The sequence below is a fragment of the Enterobacter cloacae complex sp. CARB60 genome, assembly GCF_036487345.1.
Lineage (GTDB): Bacteria > Pseudomonadota > Gammaproteobacteria > Enterobacterales > Enterobacteriaceae > Enterobacter > Enterobacter asburiae_D.
In genome coordinates, this window is the sequence record NZ_JAZKLC010000002.1 from 926,393 (window position 1) to 947,501 (window position 21,109).

General features: G+C 55.8%; 19 protein-coding genes and 5 tRNA genes. 12 read left to right on the forward strand and 12 right to left on the reverse strand.

The genetic code is table 11. From position 1 onward, the window contains the following. Positions 1-57 precede the first annotated feature (57 nt). From alaS to luxS, 11 genes are all read left to right on the forward strand, one after another. Complete coding sequence (gene alaS, locus V4835_RS05570) at positions 58-2,685, forward strand: alanine--tRNA ligase (RefSeq protein ID WP_331411461.1); 2,628 nt, start codon at positions 58-60, stop codon at positions 2,683-2,685. A gap of 241 nt (positions 2,686-2,926) precedes the next feature. Beyond that, on the forward strand, positions 2,927-3,112 hold the full coding sequence (gene csrA / locus V4835_RS05575; protein ID WP_000906486.1) for a carbon storage regulator CsrA: 186 nt from the start codon (positions 2,927-2,929) through the stop codon (positions 3,110-3,112). Between the two features lie 342 nt (positions 3,113-3,454). Beyond that, positions 3,455-3,547, forward strand: a tRNA-Ser gene (locus tag V4835_RS05580). A gap of 4 nt (positions 3,548-3,551) precedes the next feature. Next, positions 3,552-3,628, forward strand: a tRNA-Arg gene (locus tag V4835_RS05585). Positions 3,629-3,657: 29 nt separating this feature from the next. Then, a tRNA-Arg gene (locus V4835_RS05590) sits at positions 3,658-3,734 on the forward strand. A gap of 29 nt (positions 3,735-3,763) precedes the next feature. Continuing rightward, positions 3,764-3,840, forward strand: a tRNA-Arg gene (locus V4835_RS05595). Between the two features lie 28 nt (positions 3,841-3,868). Further along, a tRNA-Arg gene (locus V4835_RS05600) sits at positions 3,869-3,945 on the forward strand. Positions 3,946-4,195: 250 nt separating this feature from the next. After that, positions 4,196-4,762, forward strand: a complete 567-nt coding sequence (yqaB, locus tag V4835_RS05605; protein ID WP_032648006.1) for a fructose-1-phosphate/6-phosphogluconate phosphatase — start codon at positions 4,196-4,198, stop codon at positions 4,760-4,762. Beyond that, positions 4,759-5,187, forward strand: coding sequence for a YqaA family protein (locus tag V4835_RS05610; protein ID WP_008499541.1), 429 nt, complete (start codon positions 4,759-4,761; stop codon positions 5,185-5,187). The genes yqaB and V4835_RS05610 overlap by 4 nt, the downstream gene beginning before the upstream one ends. An 83-nt stretch (positions 5,188-5,270) precedes the next feature. Beyond that, the gene (gene gshA / locus V4835_RS05615) at positions 5,271-6,815 is read left to right on the forward strand and encodes a glutamate--cysteine ligase (RefSeq protein ID WP_331411463.1); all 1,545 of its coding nucleotides are present in this window, start codon (positions 5,271-5,273) and stop codon (positions 6,813-6,815) included. A gap of 154 nt (positions 6,816-6,969) precedes the next feature. Continuing rightward, entirely contained in the window at positions 6,970-7,485 is a 516-nt protein-coding gene (luxS, locus tag V4835_RS05620) for an S-ribosylhomocysteine lyase (protein ID WP_047646219.1), read from the forward strand. Positions 7,486-7,597: 112 nt separating this feature from the next. Here the strand turns inward: luxS and emrB are convergent, their stop codons facing one another. From emrB to V4835_RS05680, 12 genes are all read right to left on the reverse strand, one after another. Next, positions 7,598-9,145: a multidrug efflux MFS transporter permease subunit EmrB gene (gene emrB / locus V4835_RS05625; protein ID WP_063144179.1), complete on the reverse strand. Its 1,548-nt coding sequence runs from the start codon at positions 9,143-9,145 to the stop codon at positions 7,598-7,600. A gap of 16 nt (positions 9,146-9,161) precedes the next feature. Then, entirely contained in the window at positions 9,162-10,334 is a 1,173-nt protein-coding gene (gene emrA / locus V4835_RS05630; RefSeq protein WP_063144178.1) for a multidrug efflux MFS transporter periplasmic adaptor subunit EmrA, read from the reverse strand. Between the two features lie 126 nt (positions 10,335-10,460). Continuing rightward, positions 10,461-10,991: a transcriptional repressor MprA gene (gene mprA / locus V4835_RS05635; RefSeq protein ID WP_023308933.1), complete on the reverse strand. Its 531-nt coding sequence runs from the start codon at positions 10,989-10,991 to the stop codon at positions 10,461-10,463. A gap of 313 nt (positions 10,992-11,304) precedes the next feature. Next, positions 11,305-12,489 (reverse strand): MFS transporter, encoded by a 1,185-nt coding sequence (locus V4835_RS05640; protein WP_331411469.1) that lies wholly within the window; start codon positions 12,487-12,489, stop codon positions 11,305-11,307. Between the two features lie 183 nt (positions 12,490-12,672). Further along, on the reverse strand, positions 12,673-13,668 hold the full coding sequence (gene proX / locus V4835_RS05645) for a glycine betaine/L-proline ABC transporter substrate-binding protein ProX (RefSeq protein ID WP_063144176.1): 996 nt from the start codon (positions 13,666-13,668) through the stop codon (positions 12,673-12,675). A gap of 9 nt (positions 13,669-13,677) precedes the next feature. Further along, positions 13,678-14,748, reverse strand: coding sequence for a glycine betaine/L-proline ABC transporter permease ProW (gene proW, locus V4835_RS05650; RefSeq protein WP_331411470.1), 1,071 nt, complete (start codon positions 14,746-14,748; stop codon positions 13,678-13,680). Next, the gene (gene proV / locus V4835_RS05655; RefSeq protein WP_063144174.1) at positions 14,732-15,943 is read right to left on the reverse strand and encodes a glycine betaine/L-proline ABC transporter ATP-binding protein ProV; all 1,212 of its coding nucleotides are present in this window, start codon (positions 15,941-15,943) and stop codon (positions 14,732-14,734) included. Before proV ends, proW begins: the two co-directional genes overlap by 17 nt. A 331-nt stretch (positions 15,944-16,274) precedes the next feature. After that, on the reverse strand, positions 16,275-17,234 hold the full coding sequence (gene nrdF / locus V4835_RS05660) for a class 1b ribonucleoside-diphosphate reductase subunit beta (protein WP_331411471.1): 960 nt from the start codon (positions 17,232-17,234) through the stop codon (positions 16,275-16,277). 9 nt (positions 17,235-17,243) lie between these two features. Then, the gene (nrdE, locus tag V4835_RS05665) at positions 17,244-19,388 is read right to left on the reverse strand and encodes a class 1b ribonucleoside-diphosphate reductase subunit alpha (RefSeq protein WP_331411472.1); all 2,145 of its coding nucleotides are present in this window, start codon (positions 19,386-19,388) and stop codon (positions 17,244-17,246) included. Further along, positions 19,361-19,771 (reverse strand): class Ib ribonucleoside-diphosphate reductase assembly flavoprotein NrdI, encoded by a 411-nt coding sequence (nrdI, locus tag V4835_RS05670; RefSeq protein ID WP_032642964.1) that lies wholly within the window; start codon positions 19,769-19,771, stop codon positions 19,361-19,363. Before nrdI ends, nrdE begins: the two co-directional genes overlap by 28 nt. Then, entirely contained in the window at positions 19,768-20,007 is a 240-nt protein-coding gene (nrdH, locus tag V4835_RS05675; protein ID WP_023294398.1) for a glutaredoxin-like protein NrdH, read from the reverse strand. Before nrdH ends, nrdI begins: the two co-directional genes overlap by 4 nt. Positions 20,008-20,258: 251 nt before the next feature. After that, a complete protein-coding gene (locus V4835_RS05680; RefSeq protein ID WP_023333166.1) occupies positions 20,259-20,585 on the reverse strand; it encodes a DUF883 domain-containing protein in 327 nt (108 codons plus the stop codon). Between the two features lie 160 nt (positions 20,586-20,745). On the opposite strand from V4835_RS05680, the gene V4835_RS05685 reads away from it, so the two are divergent. After that, complete coding sequence (locus V4835_RS05685) at positions 20,746-21,090, forward strand: DUF2002 family protein (protein WP_023333165.1); 345 nt, start codon at positions 20,746-20,748, stop codon at positions 21,088-21,090. The last annotated feature ends 19 nt before the right edge of the window (positions 21,091-21,109 follow it).

Here is a 21,109-nt window from a genome sequence, read left to right on the forward strand (position 1 = left end):
ACGGTTTACCGATACAGGCTGGCTACGACATTTCGTTAGCTTGATTTCAGGATAATTATGAGCAAGAGCACCGCTGAGATCCGTCAGGCGTTTCTCGATTTTTTCCATAGTAAGGGACACCAGGTTGTTGCCAGCAGCTCCCTGGTACCGAACAACGATCCGACTCTGCTGTTTACCAACGCCGGGATGAACCAGTTCAAGGATGTGTTCCTTGGTCTCGACAAGCGTAATTATTCCCGCGCCACAACCTCACAGCGTTGCGTGCGTGCGGGCGGTAAACACAACGACCTGGAAAACGTCGGTTACACCGCGCGTCACCATACGTTCTTCGAAATGCTGGGTAACTTCAGCTTCGGCGACTACTTCAAACACGATGCCATTCAATATGCGTGGGAACTGCTGACCGGTGAAAACTGGTTCAACCTGCCGAAAGAGCGTCTGTGGGTTACCGTCTATGAAACCGATGACGAAGCCTACGAAATCTGGGAAAAAGAAGTCGGGATCCCGCGCGAGCGTATTATTCGCATCGGTGATAACAAAGGCGCGCCATACGCGTCTGATAACTTCTGGCAGATGGGTGATACCGGCCCTTGCGGTCCGTGCACCGAGATCTTCTACGATCACGGCGACCACATCTGGGGTGGCCCTCCGGGCAGCCCGGAAGAAGACGGCGATCGCTACATTGAGATCTGGAACATCGTGTTCATGCAGTTCAACCGTCAGGCCGACGGTACGATGGAGCCGCTGCCGAAGCCTTCCGTCGATACCGGTATGGGCCTGGAGCGTATTGCCGCGGTTCTGCAGCACGTTAACTCCAACTACGAAATTGACCTGTTCAGCACCCTGATCAAAGCCGTTGCGAACGTTACCGGCGCGACCGACCTGAACAACAAATCGCTGCGCGTTATCGCGGACCATATTCGTTCCTGTGCGTTCCTGATTGCCGACGGCGTTATCCCGTCGAATGAAAACCGTGGCTACGTGCTGCGTCGTATCATTCGTCGTGCTATCCGTCACGGCAACATGCTGGGCGCGAAGGACACCTTCTTCTATAAACTCGTTGGGCCACTGATTGGCGTGATGGGTGCTGCCGGTGATGAGCTGAAACGCCAGCAGGCGCAGGTAGAGCAGGTTCTGAAAACCGAAGAAGAGCAGTTTGCGCGTACACTGGAGCGCGGTCTGGCGCTGTTGGACGAAGAGCTGGCGAAACTTAAGGGCGACACGCTGGATGGCGAAACCGCTTTCCGCCTGTACGACACCTACGGCTTCCCGGTTGACCTGACGGCGGACGTTTGCCGCGAGCGCAACATCAAAGTTGACGAAGCGGGCTTCGAAGCCGCGATGGAAGAGCAGCGTCGTCGCGCGCGTGAATCCAGCGGTTTCGGTGCGGACTACAACGCGATGATCCGCGTTGATAGCGCGTCAGAATTCAAAGGTTATGACGCACTGGAACTGACCGGCAAAGTGACCGCTCTGTTTGTTGACGGTAAAGCCGTGGACAGCATCAGCGCGGGTCAGGATGCGGTTGTCATTCTGGACAAAACGCCGTTCTACGCAGAGTCCGGCGGCCAGGTTGGCGATAAGGGCGAACTGAAAGGCAACGGTTTCAGCTTCAGCGTCAGCGACACCCAGAAATACGGTCAGGCGATTGGTCACCAGGGCAAACTGGTTTCCGGTTCTCTGAAAGTGGGCGAGGGCGTACAGGCTAACGTGGATGAAGCTCGCCGCGCGCGCATTCGTCTGAACCACTCTGCAACCCACCTGATGCACGCAGCCCTGCGCGACGTGCTCGGTACCCACGTTGCACAGAAAGGTTCTCTGGTTAACGACAAAGTGCTGCGTTTCGACTTCTCGCATTTTGAAGCGATGAAACCGTCTGAAATCCGCGCGGTGGAAGATCTGGTGAATGCGCAGATCCGCCGTAACCTGCCAATCGAGACCCATATTATGGAACTCGAGGATGCGAAGAAAAAAGGTGCGATGGCGCTGTTTGGTGAGAAGTATGACGACCGCGTTCGCGTGCTGAGCATGGGCGACTTCTCTACCGAGCTGTGCGGCGGTACGCACGCAACGCGCACCGGTGACATTGGCCTGTTCCGCATTGTTTCCGAGTCGGGTACGGCGGCAGGTGTGCGTCGTATTGAAGCGGTGACCGGTGAAGGTGCGATTGCCAGCCTGCATGCGCAGAGCGATCAGCTGCACGACATCGCGCAGTTGCTGAAAGGCGATAGCCAGAACCTGGGCGAGAAAGTGCGCGTTGCGCTGGATCGCACGCGTCAGCTGGAAAAAGAGCTGCAGCAGCTGAAAGAGCAGGCTGCGGCGCAGGAGAGTGCAAACCTCTCCAGCAAAGCTGTAGACATTAAGGGCGTCAAGCTGCTTGTCAGCGATCTGGCGGGCGTTGAGCCTAAGATGCTGCGTACTATGGTCGACGATCTCAAGAACCAGCTTGGTTCTACCGTTATCGTGCTGGCGACAGTGGCAGAAGGTAAGGTTTCTCTGATTGCGGGCGTCTCTAAGGATGTGACCGACCGCGTAAAAGCAGGGGAACTGATTGGTATGGTCGCTCAGCAGGTGGGCGGCAAGGGGGGCGGTCGTCCGGACATGGCGCAAGCCGGTGGTACGGATGCGGCGGCACTTCCGCAAGCTTTGGCCAGCGTTGAAAGCTGGGTAAGCGCGAAACTGTAATAACTACAAAGCACAAGCAGACGCCATAGCGGTAACGTTATGGCGTCTTGTTCACTGTGCTATCGATAACGATAAAGTCAGGTTGAGTTTGTGTATATCGGCTAAACTTACGTTTAACAGAATGTGATGCCGTGACTGCTTACACTTTACGTGTTTGTCATCGCTTACTTTTTGGCGTTATATGATGGATAATGCCGGGATACAAGAGACCCGACTCTTTTAATCTTTCAAGGAGCAAAGAATGCTGATTCTGACTCGTCGAGTTGGTGAGACCCTCATGATTGGGGATGAGGTCACCGTGACAGTTTTAGGGGTAAAGGGTAACCAGGTACGTATTGGTGTTAACGCTCCTAAAGAAGTATCTGTCCACCGTGAAGAGATCTACCAGCGTATCCAGGCTGAAAAATCCCAGCAGTCCAGTTACTGATATTGTCGCGTCTCGCTGTCGGGCGAGACGCAACCCTCCTGTCATTTTTCCTGCTCAACGTTACCGTTTAATTTCAATCGCTCTCTTTTTAACCACTCGGTTACCCTAAACTCGCCCTTACGCCGCCAATTCTGCATAGGTTTTCTGTGAAAATGCCTGCAAAATCCGCTTATAAAACACCCTCTTTGCGGCTTTTACATGCGAATTGCGTGTGATTTGTGCAAACGATAAAAGCTTTTGGAAAATTGTTTGACTTATAAGTCCCAGAAAGTAATATATGCGCCACGCAGCGACGAGAAGCTCTTAACGAGTAACTCGAAGCACTCGAAAGAGGCGTTGTGTGGTGAGGTGGCCGAGAGGCTGAAGGCGCTCCCCTGCTAAGGGAGTATGCGGTCAAAAGCTGCATCCGGGGTTCGAATCCCCGCCTCACCGCCATTTTGCATCCGTAGCTCAGCTGGATAGAGTACTCGGCTACGAACCGAGCGGTCGGAGGTTCGAATCCTCCCGGATGCACCATTTACTATTTCTGAAAGCAGTACCCTGATGCATCCGTAGCTCAGCTGGATAGAGTACTCGGCTACGAACCGAGCGGTCGGAGGTTCGAATCCTCCCGGATGCACCATTTACTATTTCTGAAAGCAGTACCCTGATGCATCCGTAGCTCAGCTGGATAGAGTACTCGGCTACGAACCGAGCGGTCGGAGGTTAGAATCCTCCCGGATGCACCATTATTATTTCTGAAAGTAGTTCCCTGATGCATCCGTAGCTCAGCTGGATAGAGTACTCGGCTACGAACCGAGCGGTCGGAGGTTCGAATCCTCCCGGATGCACCATATTCTCCTGGATAACAGCGATGCTGTTGTTTTAAGGTCTGCGAGTTAATCGCAAGCACCAGGGAGGATAACGTTGCTTTAGCAACGGCCCGCAGGGCGAGGCGTAAGCCGAGTAATCCTCCCGGATGCACCATCTTCTCCTTCTTTGTTTATTCCTTCGACGTTCCGTCAGCAATCACACTCTCAATCAGCGACAAAAATCACCATTTACGATAAAGTAATGCTTTGTTAATCGTTTAGCGAGAGCACGATGTACGCACAGTATGACGGTTTGATCTTCGATATGGATGGCACTCTCCTGGATACCGAACCCACGCATCGTCAAGCCTGGACTGACGTCCTGGGCCGCTACGGTATGCGTTTCGATCTTCAGGCGATGATTGCCCTCAACGGATCCCCCACCTGGCGTATTGCACAGGCCGTGATTGAACTGAATCAGGCCGATCTCGACCCGCACCTGCTCGCGCGCGAAAAAACCGATGCGGTAAAAGCCATGCTTTTAGATACCGTACGCCCTTTGCCGCTGATTGATGTGGTAAAAGAGTGGCACGGGCGTCGTCCGATGTCGGTAGGAACGGGTAGCGAAAGTGCGATCGCTGAGGCATTACTCAACCATCTTGGCCTGCGCCACTATTTTTCTGCCGTGGTCGCCGCCGATCATGTTAAACATCACAAGCCCGCACCGGATACCTTCCTGCTTTGCGCAGAGTTAATGGGCGTCCCGGCGGCAAAATGTGTCGTGTTTGAAGATGCCGATTTTGGTATCCAGGCCGCGCGTGATGCCGGAATGGATGCGGTGGATGTGCGCTTGCTGTGAGTGACGCGCTGTCACTCGCCTCATTATTCGCCAGCAGTTTTTTAAGCGCCACGCTGTTACCGGGAAATTCGGAAGTGGTGCTGGTGGCGATGCTGTTGTCCGGCGTGAGTCAGCCCTGGCTGCTTGTATTAATAGCAACAATGGGTAATAGCCTTGGAGGGCTGACTAACGTTATTCTTGGGCGTTTCTTTCCGCTGCGCGAAAAATCGCGCTGGCAGGAAAAGGCAGTCGGCTGGCTAAAACGCTATGGCGCTGCCACGCTGTTATTAAGCTGGATGCCTGTAATAGGCGATTTACTGTGTCTGCTGGCGGGATGGATGCGCATCTCCTGGGGACCGGTGCTCTTTTTTTTGTGCCTTGGCAAGGCGTTGCGCTATGTTCTCGTGGCGTGGGCAACACTACAGGGTATGACGTGGTGGCACTAATTGGTGGAATGAATACGCGACCTTCAATCGTCAACCATTACAATTATGCTGAGTAACATTACTTTGACAGGCGGGAGGTCAATTTGATCCCGGACGTATCTCAGGCGCTGGCCTGGCTGGAAAACCACCCTCAGGCATTGAAGGGTATTCAGCGTGGTCTTGAGCGTGAAACGCTGCGCGTTAACGCGGACGGTAGCTTAGCGACGACGGGTCACCCGAAGGCGTTAGGCTCGGCGCTGACACATAAATGGATCACAACCGATTTCGCTGAAGCGCTGCTGGAGTTCATTACGCCAGTAGAGGGTGATATTGATCATATGCTGACGATCATGCGCGATATCCATCGCTATACCGCGCGCAACATGGGCGACGAGCGTATGTGGCCCCTCAGCATGCCGTGCTATATCGAGCAGGGCCAGGAGATTGAGCTGGCGCAGTACGGCACGTCAAATATCGGTCGGCTGAAAACGCTCTATCGCGAAGGGCTGAAAAACCGCTACGGCGCGTTGATGCAGACCATCTCTGGCGTGCATTACAACTTCTCGCTGCCTATGGCGTTCTGGCAGGCGAAATGCGGTGAAACGGATAAAGACGCGATCTCTGAAGGCTATTTCCGCCTGATCCGCAACTATTACCGTTTCGGCTGGGTGATCCCGTATTTATTTGGTGCCTCCCCGGCGATCTGTTCTTCGTTCCTGCAGGGGAAACCGACCACGCTGCCGTTCGAGAAGACCGAGTGCGGAATGTACTATCTCCCGTACGCTACCTCTCTGCGCCTTAGCGATCTCGGTTATACCAATAAATCGCAAAGCAATCTCGGTATTACGTTTAACGAATTGCACGAATATGTGGCAGGATTGAAGCGGGCGATCAAAACCCCGTCGGAAGAGTACGAGAAAATCGGCCTCGAAAAAGACGGCAAGCGCCTGCAAATCAACACCAACGTGCTGCAGATTGAAAACGAGCTGTATGCGCCTATTCGTCCTAAGCGCGTAACGCGCAGCGGTGAAACCCCGTCGGATGCGCTGCAGCGCGGCGGGATTGAATACATTGAAGTACGCTCGCTGGATATCAACCCGTTCTCACCGATTGGCGTTGATGAACAGCAGATTCGCTTCCTGGATCTGTTTATGGTCTGGTGCGTGCTGGCGGATGCGCCGGAAATGAGCTCAGACGAACTGCTCTGCACCCGTACAAACTGGAACCGCGTGATTCTGGAAGGGCGTAAACCGGGTCTGACGCTGGGTATCGGCTGTGAAACGGCGCAGTTCCCGCTGACCAAAGTCGGCAAAGATCTGTTCCGCGACCTGAAGCGCGTTGCCCGGACAATGGACAGCATCGACGGCGGCGACGCGTATCAACAGATCTGCGATCGGCTGGTGGAAAGTTTTGATAATCCGGAACTGACGTTCTCAGCACGCATTCTGCGTTCTATGATCGATCAGGGCATTGGCGGCACGGGGCGTTCACTCTCAGCGGAGTACCGTGAGATGCTGATGCAGGAGCCGTTAGAAGTACTGAGCGAAGCGGATTTTGTAGCGGAACGCGATGCGTCCGTTATGCGTCAGAAAGAGGTTGAAGCGGCGGATACCGAGTCGTTTGAGGCTTTTCTGGCGAAGCAGGCTTAAGCAGAAAAGAAAAAGGCCACATCGCTGTGGCCAAAATATACATCTCTGAATTCAGGGATGATGATAACAAATGCGCGTCTTTCATATACTCAGACGCGCATTCTGTAGAAGAGTTCAGTTTATTTTAAAAAAAAATCACTATCGGAGGTGACGTATGCCGTTATTAGATAGCTTTACTGTCGACCATACCCGTATGGAAGCACCTGCAGTTCGCGTGGCGAAGACCATGCACACCCCGCACGGCGACACGATCACCGTCTTCGATCTGCGTTTCTGCGTGCCAAATAAAGAAGTGATGCCTGAGAAAGGCATTCATACCCTGGAACACCTGTTCGCTGGCTTCATGCGTGACCACCTGAACGGCAACGGCGTTGAGATCATCGATATCTCTCCGATGGGCTGCCGTACCGGTTTCTACATGAGCCTGATTGGCGTGCCTGACGAGAAGCGCGTCGCGGATGCGTGGAAAGCGGCGATGGAAGACGTGCTGAAGGTGAAAGAGCAGAACCAGATCCCTGAGCTGAACGTTTACCAGTGCGGGACCTACCAGATGCACTCTCTGGAAGAAGCGCAGGAAATCGCGCGTCACATCATCGAGCGTGATGTTCGCGTGAACAGCAACGAAGAGCTGGCCCTGCCAAAAGAAAAACTGCAGGAACTGCACATCTAGTAATGAGCCTGTGGATGCCCGGTGGCGGCTACGCTTACCGGGCCTACGGATGGCGGCCCGGTAAGCGTAGACCGGGTAAGCGTAGCCGCCACCCGGCATCCTGAGCACAGGACTAGTGCGCGCCACCGCCGCCGCTACCGGCACCAAACGGTGGTTTAGCAAACCACACCAGCCCCAGCAGGACGATAAAGATCCCCGCCGATATCCAGAAAATCTCGTTGGCCGAGATAATCAGCCCCTGGTTGGTGATCTGCTGAGCAATCCACCCTGACGCCTGCTGCTCCGTCATGCCCATTCCCTGCAACTGGCTGTACATCTGCTGAGAGTTCGGGTTGAACGGATTCACCGCTTCGGTCAGCTGCGCATGGTGCATCGATTCACGGTTCGTCCACAGGGTGGTGGTGATCGACGTACCAATCGAGCCCGCCAGCGTTCGCGTAAAGTTCGACAGGCTCGATGCCGCCGCCATGCGCTCAGGCGGTAAACCGGAAAGCGTGATGGTGGTCAGTGGCATAAAGAAACACGCCACGGCAAAGCCCTGAATAAACTGCGGCCACGCGGAGGCGCCAAAGTCCATTCCCGGTTCGAACGTATACGCGCGCCAGTAGAAGCACACGGCGTACATGATAAAGCTGAACGTCACCAGCCTGCGCATGTCGAGCTTGTGGGCGAAGCGGCCAATAATCGGCGACAGCAGAACCGGAATCAATCCAACCGGCGCCGAGGCTAAACCTGCCCAGGTTGCGGTGTAGCCGTATACCTCCTGCAACAGCTGCGGCAGCAGTACAATTGCGCCGAAGTAGAGCATATAGGCGAGGCTGATACACAGACAGCCTATGGTGAAGTTTCGCGACTTAAACAGCGACAGGTCGACTATCGGGTTGTCGTCCGTCAGCTCCCAGACAATCAGGAAGCTCAGCGACACCACCGCGACAATCGTCAGGATGATGATCTCCCGGGAGTTGAACCAGTCCAGCTCTTTGCCCTGGTCGAGCATGACCTGCAGGCTACCGATGCCGACAACCAGCAGTGCCAGACCAATGGCGTCGATGCGCCGCTGTTCCGTCCGGGTTTCTCTGCCGCGCAGCGACTGGAGCGTCATCATTACCACGATGGCGCCAATCGGTACGTTGATGAAGAAGATCCAGCCCCAGTGATAGTTGTCGCTGATATAGCCGCCTAAGATAGGCCCGCAAATCGGGGCGACAATCACGGTCATCGACCACAGCGCCAGCGCAATCGAGCGCTTGGCGGGCGGGTAGTTGTTCAGCAGTAAACTCTGCGACAGCGGAATCAGCGGCCCGGCCACAATCCCCTGAATAACGCGGAAGAAGATCAGCATCGTCAGGCTGCTGGACATGCCGCACGCCCAGGAGGCAAGAACGAACAATACCGTCGACCAGAGGAACAGCTTCACTTCACCGACGCGCTTTGCCAGCCAGCCGGTAATCGGAATGGAGATGGCGTTTGCCACCCCAAACGAGGTAATGACCCAGGTTCCCTGGCTCAGCGACGAGCCAAGGTTACCGGCGATGGTCGGGATCGCCACGTTTGCGATGGTGGAGTCCAGCACCTGCATGAATGTCGCCAGCGACAGCGCGATGGTCATAATGACCAGCTGCGCGCCTTCCAGCGGTTTTTGCGGCTTTTGCTGTTGCATAACGCTCACCTTCGGATTAACCGGCGTTTGCCTTCACGATGTCATCGATCAGCTTGTTGACCGGATCGAGGCTAATTTCACGGGCGTTGCTTTCATAAGCCGGGCTGCTACGCACCTGGCTTGCCAGGATCTGACCGTCGCGGTTGGCGGTGTCGACCGTCACCAGCGTAGAGAGGCCGATACGCAGCGGGTGATCCGCCAGCTGTTTGGCGTCCAGCTCAATACGCACAGGCAGACGCTGAACCACTTTGATCCAGTTACCGGTGGCGTTTTGTGCAGGCAGCAGGGAGAAGGCGCTGCCGGTCCCCATATCCAGGCCAACCACTTTCCCGGTGTACTTCACGTCATCGCCGTAGATGTCGCTGACGACCGTCGCGGTCTGGCCGATACGCATATGGGCAAGCTGCGTCTCTTTAAAGTTGGCGTCTACCCACAGATTGTCTGCCGGCACGACCGCCATGAGCGGCGTGGTTGGGCTAATTTGCGCACCAGGCTGTACGGAACGACGGGAGACATAGCCGGTCATCGGGCTGACGATTTTGGTACGCTGCAGGGCAAGCCATGCGTTGCGCACTTCGGTCGCCGACTGCTGTACGGCGGGCTGGTTTTCCAGGCTGGTGCCCAGCACCATCGCCTGGTTGGCGTTGTACTGTTGAATGGCCACATCCAGCTGTGCCTGAGCGCTGGCAACGGCATCGCGTGCGTGCTGCAGCTCTTCACGGCCAATCAGGTTAGCGGTGCCGAGCGGTACGCGGCGGTTCAGGTCGCTCTGCGCCTGAGCCAGCGCCGTTTTCTGCACGTCGATGTTGGCCTGCAGCTGTTTGCTGTTGATCATCAGCTGGCGGGTCTGACGGACGCTGGAGGCCAGCGCGGTCTGTGCTTTTTCAAACGCCTGCTGGGCGTCGGTTGGATCGAGGGTCACCAACACATCGCCTTTTTGCACAAAGTCGGTATTGTCAGCCCAGACTTTCGTCACGCTGCCCGACACCTGCGCCATAATTTGTACCTGGTTCCCTGCCACGTACGCGTCGTCAGTCTCTTCAGCATGACGCAGTACTAAAAACCAATAGATCCCATATGCCACGGCAATAATGATAAAGAGCAAGGTCAACAGAAGAAGGGCGCTCTTACGTTTGCCTTTCTTGTTGCCCGGCTGCTGCGGGGTAGTGCTCTCCGCATTTGCGCTCATTGTAGTTCTCCACGATCTTCTTATTTTCACATCGGCTGAGCCGACCTGTCGTCAGAAAGGCCAGCAGTGTGACGTGCTGGCCTGTCGGTTTTCTTATGAATCTGGAATGGTGAGCGTGTCGTCGCGTTAGCGCAGCGCCTCAAGAACGGCGCCGTCTTCATCCATCTGGTCCAGACGGGTGAGCAGCTTGCGAGTGATGTGCTCAAGCTGGTCGCGCTCGGCGGTGCTGAGGGCAGACCAGAGTTTGTGCAGGCAATTGTGCTGAGGTGGCAGCACCTCACGCAGGAACTGGTGACCTTTATCGGTCAGTTGCAGATGCAGGCAGCGGCGATCGTTGTCGCTTTCACGGCGTTCAATCCAGCCACGCTTTTCGAGTTCATCGGCAATTCGGGTCGCATTGGTACGGGAGGAGCCCAGCGCGCAGCTCAGTTCGGAAGGCTGAATGCTGTGATTTTCCTGAGACTCCAGCGTAATCAACGCCATAAACAACGTCTCGTTAATCCCTTGAGCTTTCAGCATTTTATTACGGTTTTCCAGTAGCTTACCCTGCATGTGCATGCACAAGCGGGTCAGCAGGATTTCCTGGTACGGGAAGTCCTCATGGCGACTGGCGCGGAATTTAAGCATTTGTTCAATGGGCGTAAACGAACTATCCATTTGGGCATAACCTCATTAATTACAGCCGATATAGTAACGATAGTGACAAATAATGTAAATGTATTATTTGTGCGGTTATATCCGCCAAACTTATGTCACCATCAGAAAGCGCCGGGTAAGTCCGTGACCCGGTGAGCACAGAAAGCGTAGGGTGTGAACCCGCTGAAGAGAGGATGTGAGGACGGGGGTCTGAACTATTCATGCCGATTGTAAATATGTCACCCACATTAAAATTTCTGGGATAAATGATTGCGTTTACATTAACAGAGTGAAGGGCCTCTTAACACCCTAAGAGGCCAACGCAATGTAAATCTTAGTTAATTGCATCCTGACGATGGTAGCCGCGCCACCATACTAGCAGGTTAAGGGCGGCGACGATGGCCCCAATCGCACATACCCCCGACCAGCCTGCATGCTGCCAGGCCGACGCTGAAATGAGCGAACCCGCAGCGCCGCCAATGAAGTAGCTGGTCATGTATCCTGCCGTCAGGCGGTTACGCGCCTCTGGCTTCACGCGATAGATGACGGTCTGATTGGTGATGTGAACGCCCTGTACGGTGAGATCGAGTACCAGGATACCGACGATCAGCGCCAGCACCGAGATGTGTCCGTACCAGATCGCCGCCCAGGAGAGCAGAAGTAAAACCAGCCCTGCGGAGGTGGTCAGGTGGGATTTGCCCTTGTCGGCCAGCCCGCCTGCGGGACGCGCGCCCAGTGCCCCTGCGGCGCCGGCCAGGCCGAACAGGCCAATCACCCCTTCGGAATAATTGAACGGCGGCGCGGCCAGCAGAAACGCCATCGACGTCCACAGGATGCTGAAGTTAGCGAAGGTGAAGCAGCCCAGCAGGGCGCGGGTGCGCAGAAGCTTATCCTGGGTGAACAGACTGAAAACGGAGGCCAGCAGCTGAGGATAGTTCAGGTGGTTTTCCTGCTTCACCTTTGGCAGCCCGCGCCACAGCGCCAGCGCCATGACGACCATCAGCACGCTCGCCACCCAGTATACGGTGCGCCAGCCGCCCAGGCTTGCCAGCAGTCCTGCAACGGTACGCGCCAGCAAAATCCCCAGCAGCAGGCCGCTCATGATGGTTCCCACCACCTTGCCGCGTTTTTCCGGAGAGGCGAGGGTCGCGGCGAGCGGAACCAGGATTTGCGCCACCACGGAGAACAGCCCCGTTAGCGCGGTACCGACGATCATCATCGTCAGCGACTGGCTGCTGGCGGTGATCAGCATCCCACCGGCAGCCAGCAGGGTCATGGAGACGATCAGCATTCGGCGTTCAAACATATCGCCGAGCGGCACCAGGAACAGCAGCCCGGCGGCATAGCCCAGCTGTGCAGCGGTGACGATAAAGCCTGCGGAGCTGGCGGAGAGATTGAACGCACGGGCGATGGTGTCGAGAAGAGGCTGCGCGTAATAGTTGCTGGCGACTGCCAGACCCGTTGCCACGGACATTAAAAGGATGAGCGCGGGGCTAAGCCCTTGGGTTGTTTTTGTCATTAGTTTCAGGAATCGTTAGTTGAGTGATTATTTTTCCGGAAACCATAATAGCTAATGATTGTGAATGTTGGGGGATTGTTGGGTGATGTATTGTGCGGTTTAGGGGATGGTGCGGATTGATCCCCTCACCCCAGCCCTCTCCCCTTTGGGGAGAGGGTTAGGGTGAGGGGTAGGGTTTTGTTTTTACTTCTGCGCCTCTAGCGCCTCTTTCACCCAGCCGTCAAACTGCTGCTGGTGGGCTTTGATCCAGCCGTCCACGTGGCCTTTCACATCCGCTTCAGACGATTTGCCCGCGTGCATCATCGCGTTCTGGGCGTTAATGTCCGCCAGCGGCAGCTTCATCACCGAGAACAGCTTCGCCGCCGCCGGGTTTTTCTCCGCCCAGGCTTTGTTGGCCACGATATGCATGGTGTTCACCGGGAAGCCGTAGTTCATGCCGTTCGGCAGTTTGGTGTCGATATCTTTCTGCTCGCCCGGCAGGGAGGAGAACGGTACCTGCAGCCACACCACGTCTTTACCCGGCTTCAGGACGTCGCTCACCCAGTACGGCGTCCAGGTGTAGTAGATCACCGGTTTACCCTCTTTGAAGCGGGCAATGGTGTCGGCCATCATCGCTGAATAGTTACCGTGGCTCACGTCGACCGTTTTCGCCAGATCGAAGGCTTTGTTCTGGTGGTTAATCACCGCCTCACAGCCCCAGCCCGGCGAGCAGCCCATCATGTCGGCCTTGCCGTCGCCGTTGGTGTCGAACAGCCTGGCGATCTTCGGATCTTTCAGCTGTTCAATATTGGTGATGTGGTACTTATCGGCGGTTTTCTTGTCGATCAGATAACCCTGCGCTGCACCCGTCACGAAGGTCCCTTCGCGATAGAACTTCTTGTCGCCACCGGCGGCGGCATACATGTCGTCGTGCAGCGGCTGCCAGTTCACCGCGGTAAAGGTGGCGTCACCGGAGGCAATCGACGTGTAGCCCACGTTGTAATCCACTTCGCTCGGCGTGTTGACCGTATAGCCCAGCTTCTCCAGCGCGCGGCTGACGATCTGGGTCTGGAAGCTCTCTTCTGAAATGGTGCTCTGCACCGGCTGCACGGTAATGCCTTTGCCCGGCAGGTCTGCCGCAACCGCGCTGGTGGAGACAAGGGTGGCAAACGCGGTAGCAAAAAGTACGTTATGTCGCATCGTTGTTCCTTATTTTGATTTTGTGAAAGGGCGGGTGAGTAACCCGACAGGGCCGGTGCTATACCAGCGACGGTTGCCGCGACTGCGTGAATCACGACCGACGGCCTGGGTCAGGCGGTCAAGAATAATAGCGAGGATCACGATCCCGACGCCGCCGACGGTGGCCAGCCCCATGTCGAGACGGCCAATGCCGCGCAGCACCATCTGGCCCAGACCGCCAACGGCGATCATCGAGGCAATCACCACCATCGACAGGGCCAGCATCAGCGTCTGGTTAACGCCCGCCATGATGGTCGGCATCGCCAGCGGAAGCTGAACTTTAAACAGCATCTGGCGCGGACTGGCACCGAACGAGCGTGACGCTTCTATCAGGTCAGCAGGCACCTGGTTGATCCCCAGAATGGTCAGACGAATAATCGGCGGCAGGGCGAAGATGATGGTCACCACTACGCCCGGCACGTTGCCGATGCCGAACAGCATCACGATAGGCACCAGATAGACGAACGCCGGGGTGGTCTGCATCGCATCCAGCAGCGGACGAATAATCTTCGCCGCCCGCGGGCTGCGCGCCAGCCAGATCCCCATCGGCAGGCCGATGACAATGCAGAAGAACAGGGCGGTCAGCACCAGCGCCAGGGTGATCATCGCCTGCGACCAGGCGCCAATCGCGCCGATGGCAATCAGCGAGATCAGCGTGGCGACCCCCATCCCTGCGCTACCGAACTGCCAGGCGATCAGGGAGAACAGGATAATGGCGACCGGCGCCGGCATGCCCAGCATCAGCTGCTGGAAGCCGTTCAGGATGTAATCCACCGGGACGCGGATCCCCTGGAAGACCGGACGGAAGTGCGTGACCACCCAGTCGATCCCTTCCGTGACCCAGCTGTCCAGCGGGATCAGCGTTTTGTGGAACGGATCCATGATGTTGAAGTGTTCTGGCGCAGGCGCGGGTGCGCTGTTGAGCCAGTCTGCCGCGCCGCCGCCATCGGCAGGGGCGGGCGTGGAACCCCACGCATCGGTGGATTGCGTAGCGCTATCCGCTGCTTCAGCGGTGCCCCACGGGTTAGATTGATCGGTCATTGTTTGCCCCCTCGCGATCTAAAGCCTGCAGCAACATCCCTTTTGAGATGATGCCGACGTACTGTTGTTCCTCACCCACGACCGGCACGGCGCACGGCGCCTGTCCCACGTGAGAGAGCAACTCGCTGAGCGGCGTTTCGGCGTCCACGGCAAGCGGAGCGTCAATTAACGCCGCATCGATTCCCCGGTTTTCGCCTAGCGCGGTTTTCAGGGAGTCGATGGAGACAATGCCAACAAATTTATTGCCGCGTTCAACCAGATAACCGTATTCACGGTCTTCGTCCTGCAGCAGCTTCAGCGCCGAGCGCGGGCCGAAGCCTGGCGTTTTACGGATAATGCCGTTTGGCGCTCGACGGGCAATATCTTTAGCGCTAAAGACCTGGCTAATATCCACGCCGCGGAAGAAGGTACGGACATAATCATTGGCCGGATTATTGAGAATTTCATCCGGCGTGCCGACCTGCACCACTTCACCGTTTTGCATAATGGCAATACGGTCGCCAATACGCATGGCTTCATCCAGATCGTGGGAAATAAAGACAATAGTTCGCTGATGTTTAGCCTGTAATTTTACCAGCTCATCCTGCATCTCGGTGCGAATTAACGGATCGAGGGCGGAGAAGGCTTCATCCATTAATAATATGTCTGGATTAATGGCTAATGCACGGGCTAATCCCACGCGCTGACGCATACCGCCGGAAAGTTCATCCGGGTACGCATGTGCATAATTTTCCAGCCCGACCTGACGCAGTGCATCAAGGGCTTTTTCCTGACGTTCCTGAGCGGGCGTACCGGCTAATTCCATGCCGAAGGCGGTATTATCCAGCACCGTCATGTGCGGCATCAGCGCGAATGACTGGAACACCATTGCGATCTTCTTTCTGCGCACCTCGCGAAGCTCTGCGTCTGATATTCTGGCGATATCCACGCCGTCAATCAGCACCTGTCCGCGGGTGGGTTCAATCAGGCGATTGAGAAGGCGAACCATAGTGGATTTACCCGAGCCGGATAATCCCATGATGACAAAAATCTCGCCTTCTTCAATGGCCAGACTGGCGTCTTTAACGCCAAGCGATAGCCCGGTTTTTTCCAGAATTTGTTCTTTCGTAAGGCCTTTCTCAATATATTTGAATGCGCGCTGCGGGTGCTCGCCAAATACTTTATAAAGATTTTTCACTTCTAATTTAATTGCCATGCAATAGAGAGTGTCCTGTTATTTGTTTATGCCGATATGATTACCATGGTAAATTGTTAACGGGCATAACCCTAACATACTCAGAATCTGAGACAACCCTGAGTCGAGCTGAGGGCAGAATTTTGACGCAAGCGAAACGGCTGAATTTCCCATGAATAAAGGGCTGAGGGCGGTTTGAATTTTTCTCAATTTTTTGCTGCTGCATCGGGAAATTTCGCCTGAATCGGAATCATTCAGGCGAATATGACGCGGAAATTACAGTGTAGTTGTTTTGTAAATATTCGAGAGATAATTGTTGGGTTTATATTAAATTAACGAACGTTAGCGTTCATTAAAAATCCCAGTCTTCATCCTCGGTTTCCACCGCTTTGCCCATCACATACGATGAGCCCGACCCCGAGAAGAAATCGTGGTTTTCGTCGGCATTGGGCGACAGCGCGGCCAGAATCGCCGGGTTCACCTCCGCCATTTCCGGCGGGAACAGCGCCTCGTAGCCCAGGTTCATCAGCGCCTTGTTGGCGTTGTAGCAGAGGAAGGCCTTCACGTCGTCCTCCCAGCCGGTGCCGGCGTACAGTTCCTCGGTATAGCTCAGCTCGTTGTCGTACAGATCCATCAGCAAATCAAGCGCAAAGCCTTTAAGCTCCTCGCGCTTCGCCTCGCTGACTTTCTCCAGCCCTTTCTGATACTTATAGCCGATGTAATACCCGTGCACCGCTTCATCACGAATGATGAGGCGAATCAAATCGGCGGTGTTGGTGAGCTTGCCCCGGCTCGACCAGTACATGGGCAGCCAGAAGCCGGAATAGAAGAGGAAGGATTCCAGGAACACGCTGGCGATCTTCTTCTTCAGCGGCTCGTCGGCGCGATAATACGCCAGCACCAATTCCGCCTTTCTCTGTAGTGACTCGCTCTCTTCGCTCCAGGCGTAGGCCGCGTCCACGTCTTTGGTCTGGCACAGGGTGGAGAAAATCGAGCTGTAGGAGCGGGCATGCACCGCCTCCATAAAGCTGATGTTCGACATCACCGCTTCTTCGTGCGGCGTCAGCGCGTCGCTCATCAGAGCCGGAGCACCGACGGTATTCTGAATGGTGTCCAGCAGCGTCAGGCCGGTAAAGACGCGGATCGTCAGCTGCTGCTCGGCGTGGCCGAGCGCTTGCCAGGCCGGAATATCGTTGGAGAGCGGGACCTTTTCCGGCAGCCAGAAGTTGCTGGTCAGGCGGTTCCACACTTCCAGATCTTTGTCGTCCTGGATCTTGTTCCAGTTAACGGCGCTCACGCGTGACAGTTTCATCCTTTCTCCTTACAGCGCGCAGGACACGCAGCCTTCGATTTCGGTGCCTTCCAGCGCAAGCTGGCGCAGGCGAATGTAGTAGAGCGTTTTGATGCCTCTCTTCCAGGCGTAGATCTGCGCTCTGTTGATATCCCGCGTGGTGGCGGTGTCCGGGAAGAACAGCGTCAGCGACAGCCCCTGATCCACATGTTTCGTCGCCTCGGCGTAGGTATCGATAATTTTTTCCGGGCCAATCTCATACGCGTCCTGATAGAGCGCCAGGTTCTCATTGGTCATAAACGGGGCAGGGTAGTAAACGCGCCCGGTTTTGCCTTCCTTACGGATTTCAATTTTCGACACGATCGGGTGAATGCTCGACGTGGCGTGGTTGATGTAGGAAATCGATCCGGTCGGCGGGACGGCCTGCAGGTTCTGGTTATAAATGCCGTAGCGCATCACGTCGTCACGCAGCTGCTGCCACATCTCGCGCGTCGGCAGGGTAATCCCCGCGCGGGCAAACCGTTCGCGCACTTTTTCGGTTTTCGGCTGCCAGTCGCCTTCCAGATACTGGCTGAAATACGCCCCGCTGGCATAGCGGGACTGCTCAAATCCCGCGAACCGCTGGTTGCGCTCGCGCGCCAGCATCATCGAGGTGTGCAGCGCGTGCCAGGTAATGGTGTAGAAATAGAGGTTGGTGAAATCCAGCCCTTCCGGACTGCCGTAGGCGATGCCTTCCCGCGCCAGATAGCCGTGCAGGTTCATCTGCCCCAGCCCGATGGCGTGCGACGCGGCGTTACCCGCTTCAATAGACGGCACGCTGCGGATATGGCTCATGTCCGACACCGCCGTAAGCCCGCGAATGGCGGTCTCCACCGTGCGGCCAAAGTCTGGGGAATCCATGGTGTGGGCAATATTCAGCGACCCGAGGTTGCAGGAGATATCCTTGCCGATGTCCGCGTAGTCCAGGTTTTCGTCGTAGGCTGACGCGCTGTTGACCTGCAAAATCTCCGAGCACAGGTTGCTCATGTTTATGCGCCCGGCAATCGGGTTCGCGCGGTTTACCGTATCTTCATACATGATGTACGGATAGCCGGACTCAAACTGGATCTCCGCAAGCGTCTGGAAGAAATCGCGGGCGTTAATGGTTTTTTTGCGAATGCGATCGTCGGCCACCAGCTCGTCATAAAGATCGCTGATGGCCACATCGCCAAACGCTTTGCCATAAATACGCTCAATATCGTACGGCGAGAAGAGCGCCATGTCGGCATTCTCCCTGGCCAGTTTAAAGGTGATATCCGGGATCACCACGCCGAGCGACAGGGTTTTGATGCGGATTTTTTCGTCGGCGTTTTCGCGCTTGGTATCCAGAAAACGCAGAATGTCCGGATGATGCGCGTGCAGGTAAACTGCCCCCGCCCCCTGGCGCGCGCCAAGCTGGTTGGCATAGGAGAACGCATCCTCAAGCATCTTCATCACCGGGATCACGCCGGAGGACTGGTTTTCGATGCGCTTGATCGGCGCGCCCGATTCGCGCAGGTTAGAGAGCAGAAACGCCACGCCGCCGCCGCGTTTGGAAAGCTGTAGCGCCGAGTTCACCGCGCGGCCAATCGACTCCATATTGTCTTCGATACGCAGCAGGAAGCAGGAAACCAGCTCGCCGCGCTGGGCCTTGCCGCAGTTGAGAAAGGTCGGCGTGGCGGGCTGGAAGCGTCCGGAGAGGATCTCATCGACTAGCTGCTCCGCCAGCGCCTCATCGCCCTGTGCCAGCGTCAGCGCTACCATCACGGTGCGATCTTCAAAGCTCTCTAAGTAGCGCTTGCCGTCAAAGGTCTTCAGGGTGTAGCTGGTGTAGTACTTCCACGCGCCGAGGAAGGTCTGGAAACGAAAGCCGCTGGCGTGGGCGCGTTCAAACAGCTTCACCACAAAGGCGCGGTCGTAGCGGGTCAGCACGCGTTCTTCGTAGTAGCCTTCTTTAACCAGATAGTCGAGACGTTCATTCTGGCTTGCAAACGTCACGCTGTTGGGCCGCACGTGGGCGGCAAAAAAGGCATCCACCGCCTCACGATCTTTATCGAACTGGATGCGCCCCTCGCGATCGTAGAGGTTAAGCATGGCGTTTAATGCGTGGTAATCCGGTGTCGCCTGAATCACCCGTTCTGCGGTTGTCGTTGCCAAAATTCGTTCACTCCTTTACGCACGTTTTCGACGTCCTGCTGTGTCCCCATCAGCTCAAAACGATAGAGATACGGCACGCCGCATTTTTGAGAGATGACATCTCCGGCGCGGCCAAAGGCGTCGCCGAAATTGCGATTGCCCGCCGCGATCACGCCGCGAATCAGCCCGCGGTTATGAGGATCGTTCAGAAAGCGGATCGCCTGGCGGGGTACCGCGCCCGCCGTGCCGCCGCCGCCATAGCTCGGCACCACCAGAATGTACGGTTCCTCTACCCGGATCCGCTCCCGCTCGTTGAGCGGAATGCGCACCGCAGGCAGCCCGACGCGCTCGATAAAGCGGAGCGTGTTTTCCGAGCTGCTGGAGAAGAAAACCAGCCCACTCATGCCCGGGCGGCCTGCGCGGCGAGGCGGTTAATCATGTCCGGGCGAAAGCCAGACCAGCTTGTCTCCCCGGCGACCACCACCGGAAGCTGACGAAAACCCTGCGCGCGCAGGGTATCGGCGGCCTCGGGCTGCTGGTCAATATTCACCATCTCAAAAGCCACCCCGCGGCTTTCCATTGCCCGTTTTGTGGCGTGGCACTGAACACAATCGTTACGAGTGTAAATAATAATGCTCATGATTCGTATTTCCATTTAAAATGAGATTGCGGCGCGAATCGTCGCGTCAGGTTGTGTGTGTCTTGCTAAAAGGAATACTAGATGTAGTTGTCTTAAGTTTCAACCATACAAGATATGGGAAATTTAGATTGATGTTGCCCCTATGATGAGCACAGCGGGGCAGGGCAGGCTGTGCGGCTTTTTCAGGCAAGAAGGCAAAGAAAAGCCCCGGCAGCCATTGGCCACCGGGGCTGAGAAACGTGCGCGAGGGATTATTTACGCAGGCTAAGCAGGGCACCCACGAAGATCCCGACGGCCGCGACCGTGCCCAGCGTGCAGAGCGGTTTTTCGCGCACGAAGGTCGTTGCGCAGCTGACCGCATCGCAGGCAGCCTGAGTCGTGCGCGTACGCCCGTTCAAACGCGCGCGGGTTTCACGGAGCAGAGACTGAGCCTTACGTTTTGCGGCATCCGCTTCGTCCTTCGCGTCAGTTCCCCAGGACTTCAGCACCTCTTCCAGCGTATCCGCTAATTGGCTGACATCATTACGAATATCCTGAGCGTCGTCATTAATATCGTTTCGGTTCGGTCTGTTAAACATACGATCCTCCGTAATTTTGTGTTCCCGTTCAGTTTAGTTCAGAAATTTAATATCTGAAGCGCATCACGCGTTATCCGGCAGTTTATGGATTATTCTGAAAGCCCTGCTAATGCTGAATACTGTAAGGTTGCCGGGCAGGAAAAGATAACGAGGAAAAGATATGTATTTACGACCTGATGAGGTGGCGCGCGTTCTTGAAAAAGAGGGATTCACCATGGATGAGGTGACATCAAAAGCGTATGGATATCGCCGTGGCGAGAATTATGTTTACGTTAATCGCGAAGCAAGAATGGGACGTACCGCTCTCATTATTCACCCGACACTGAAAGACAGAAGTCTGTCATTTGCTGAGCCTGCCTCGGATATTAAAACCTGCGATCATTATCAGCAATTTCCGCTCTATTTAGGCGGCGAACGGCATGAGCATTATGGTATTCCGCATGGTTTCAGCTCACGCATGGCGCTGGAGCGGTTTTTGAAGGGACTGTTTGGCGACGTACAGTAAATTCGCGACTGGCGTGCGC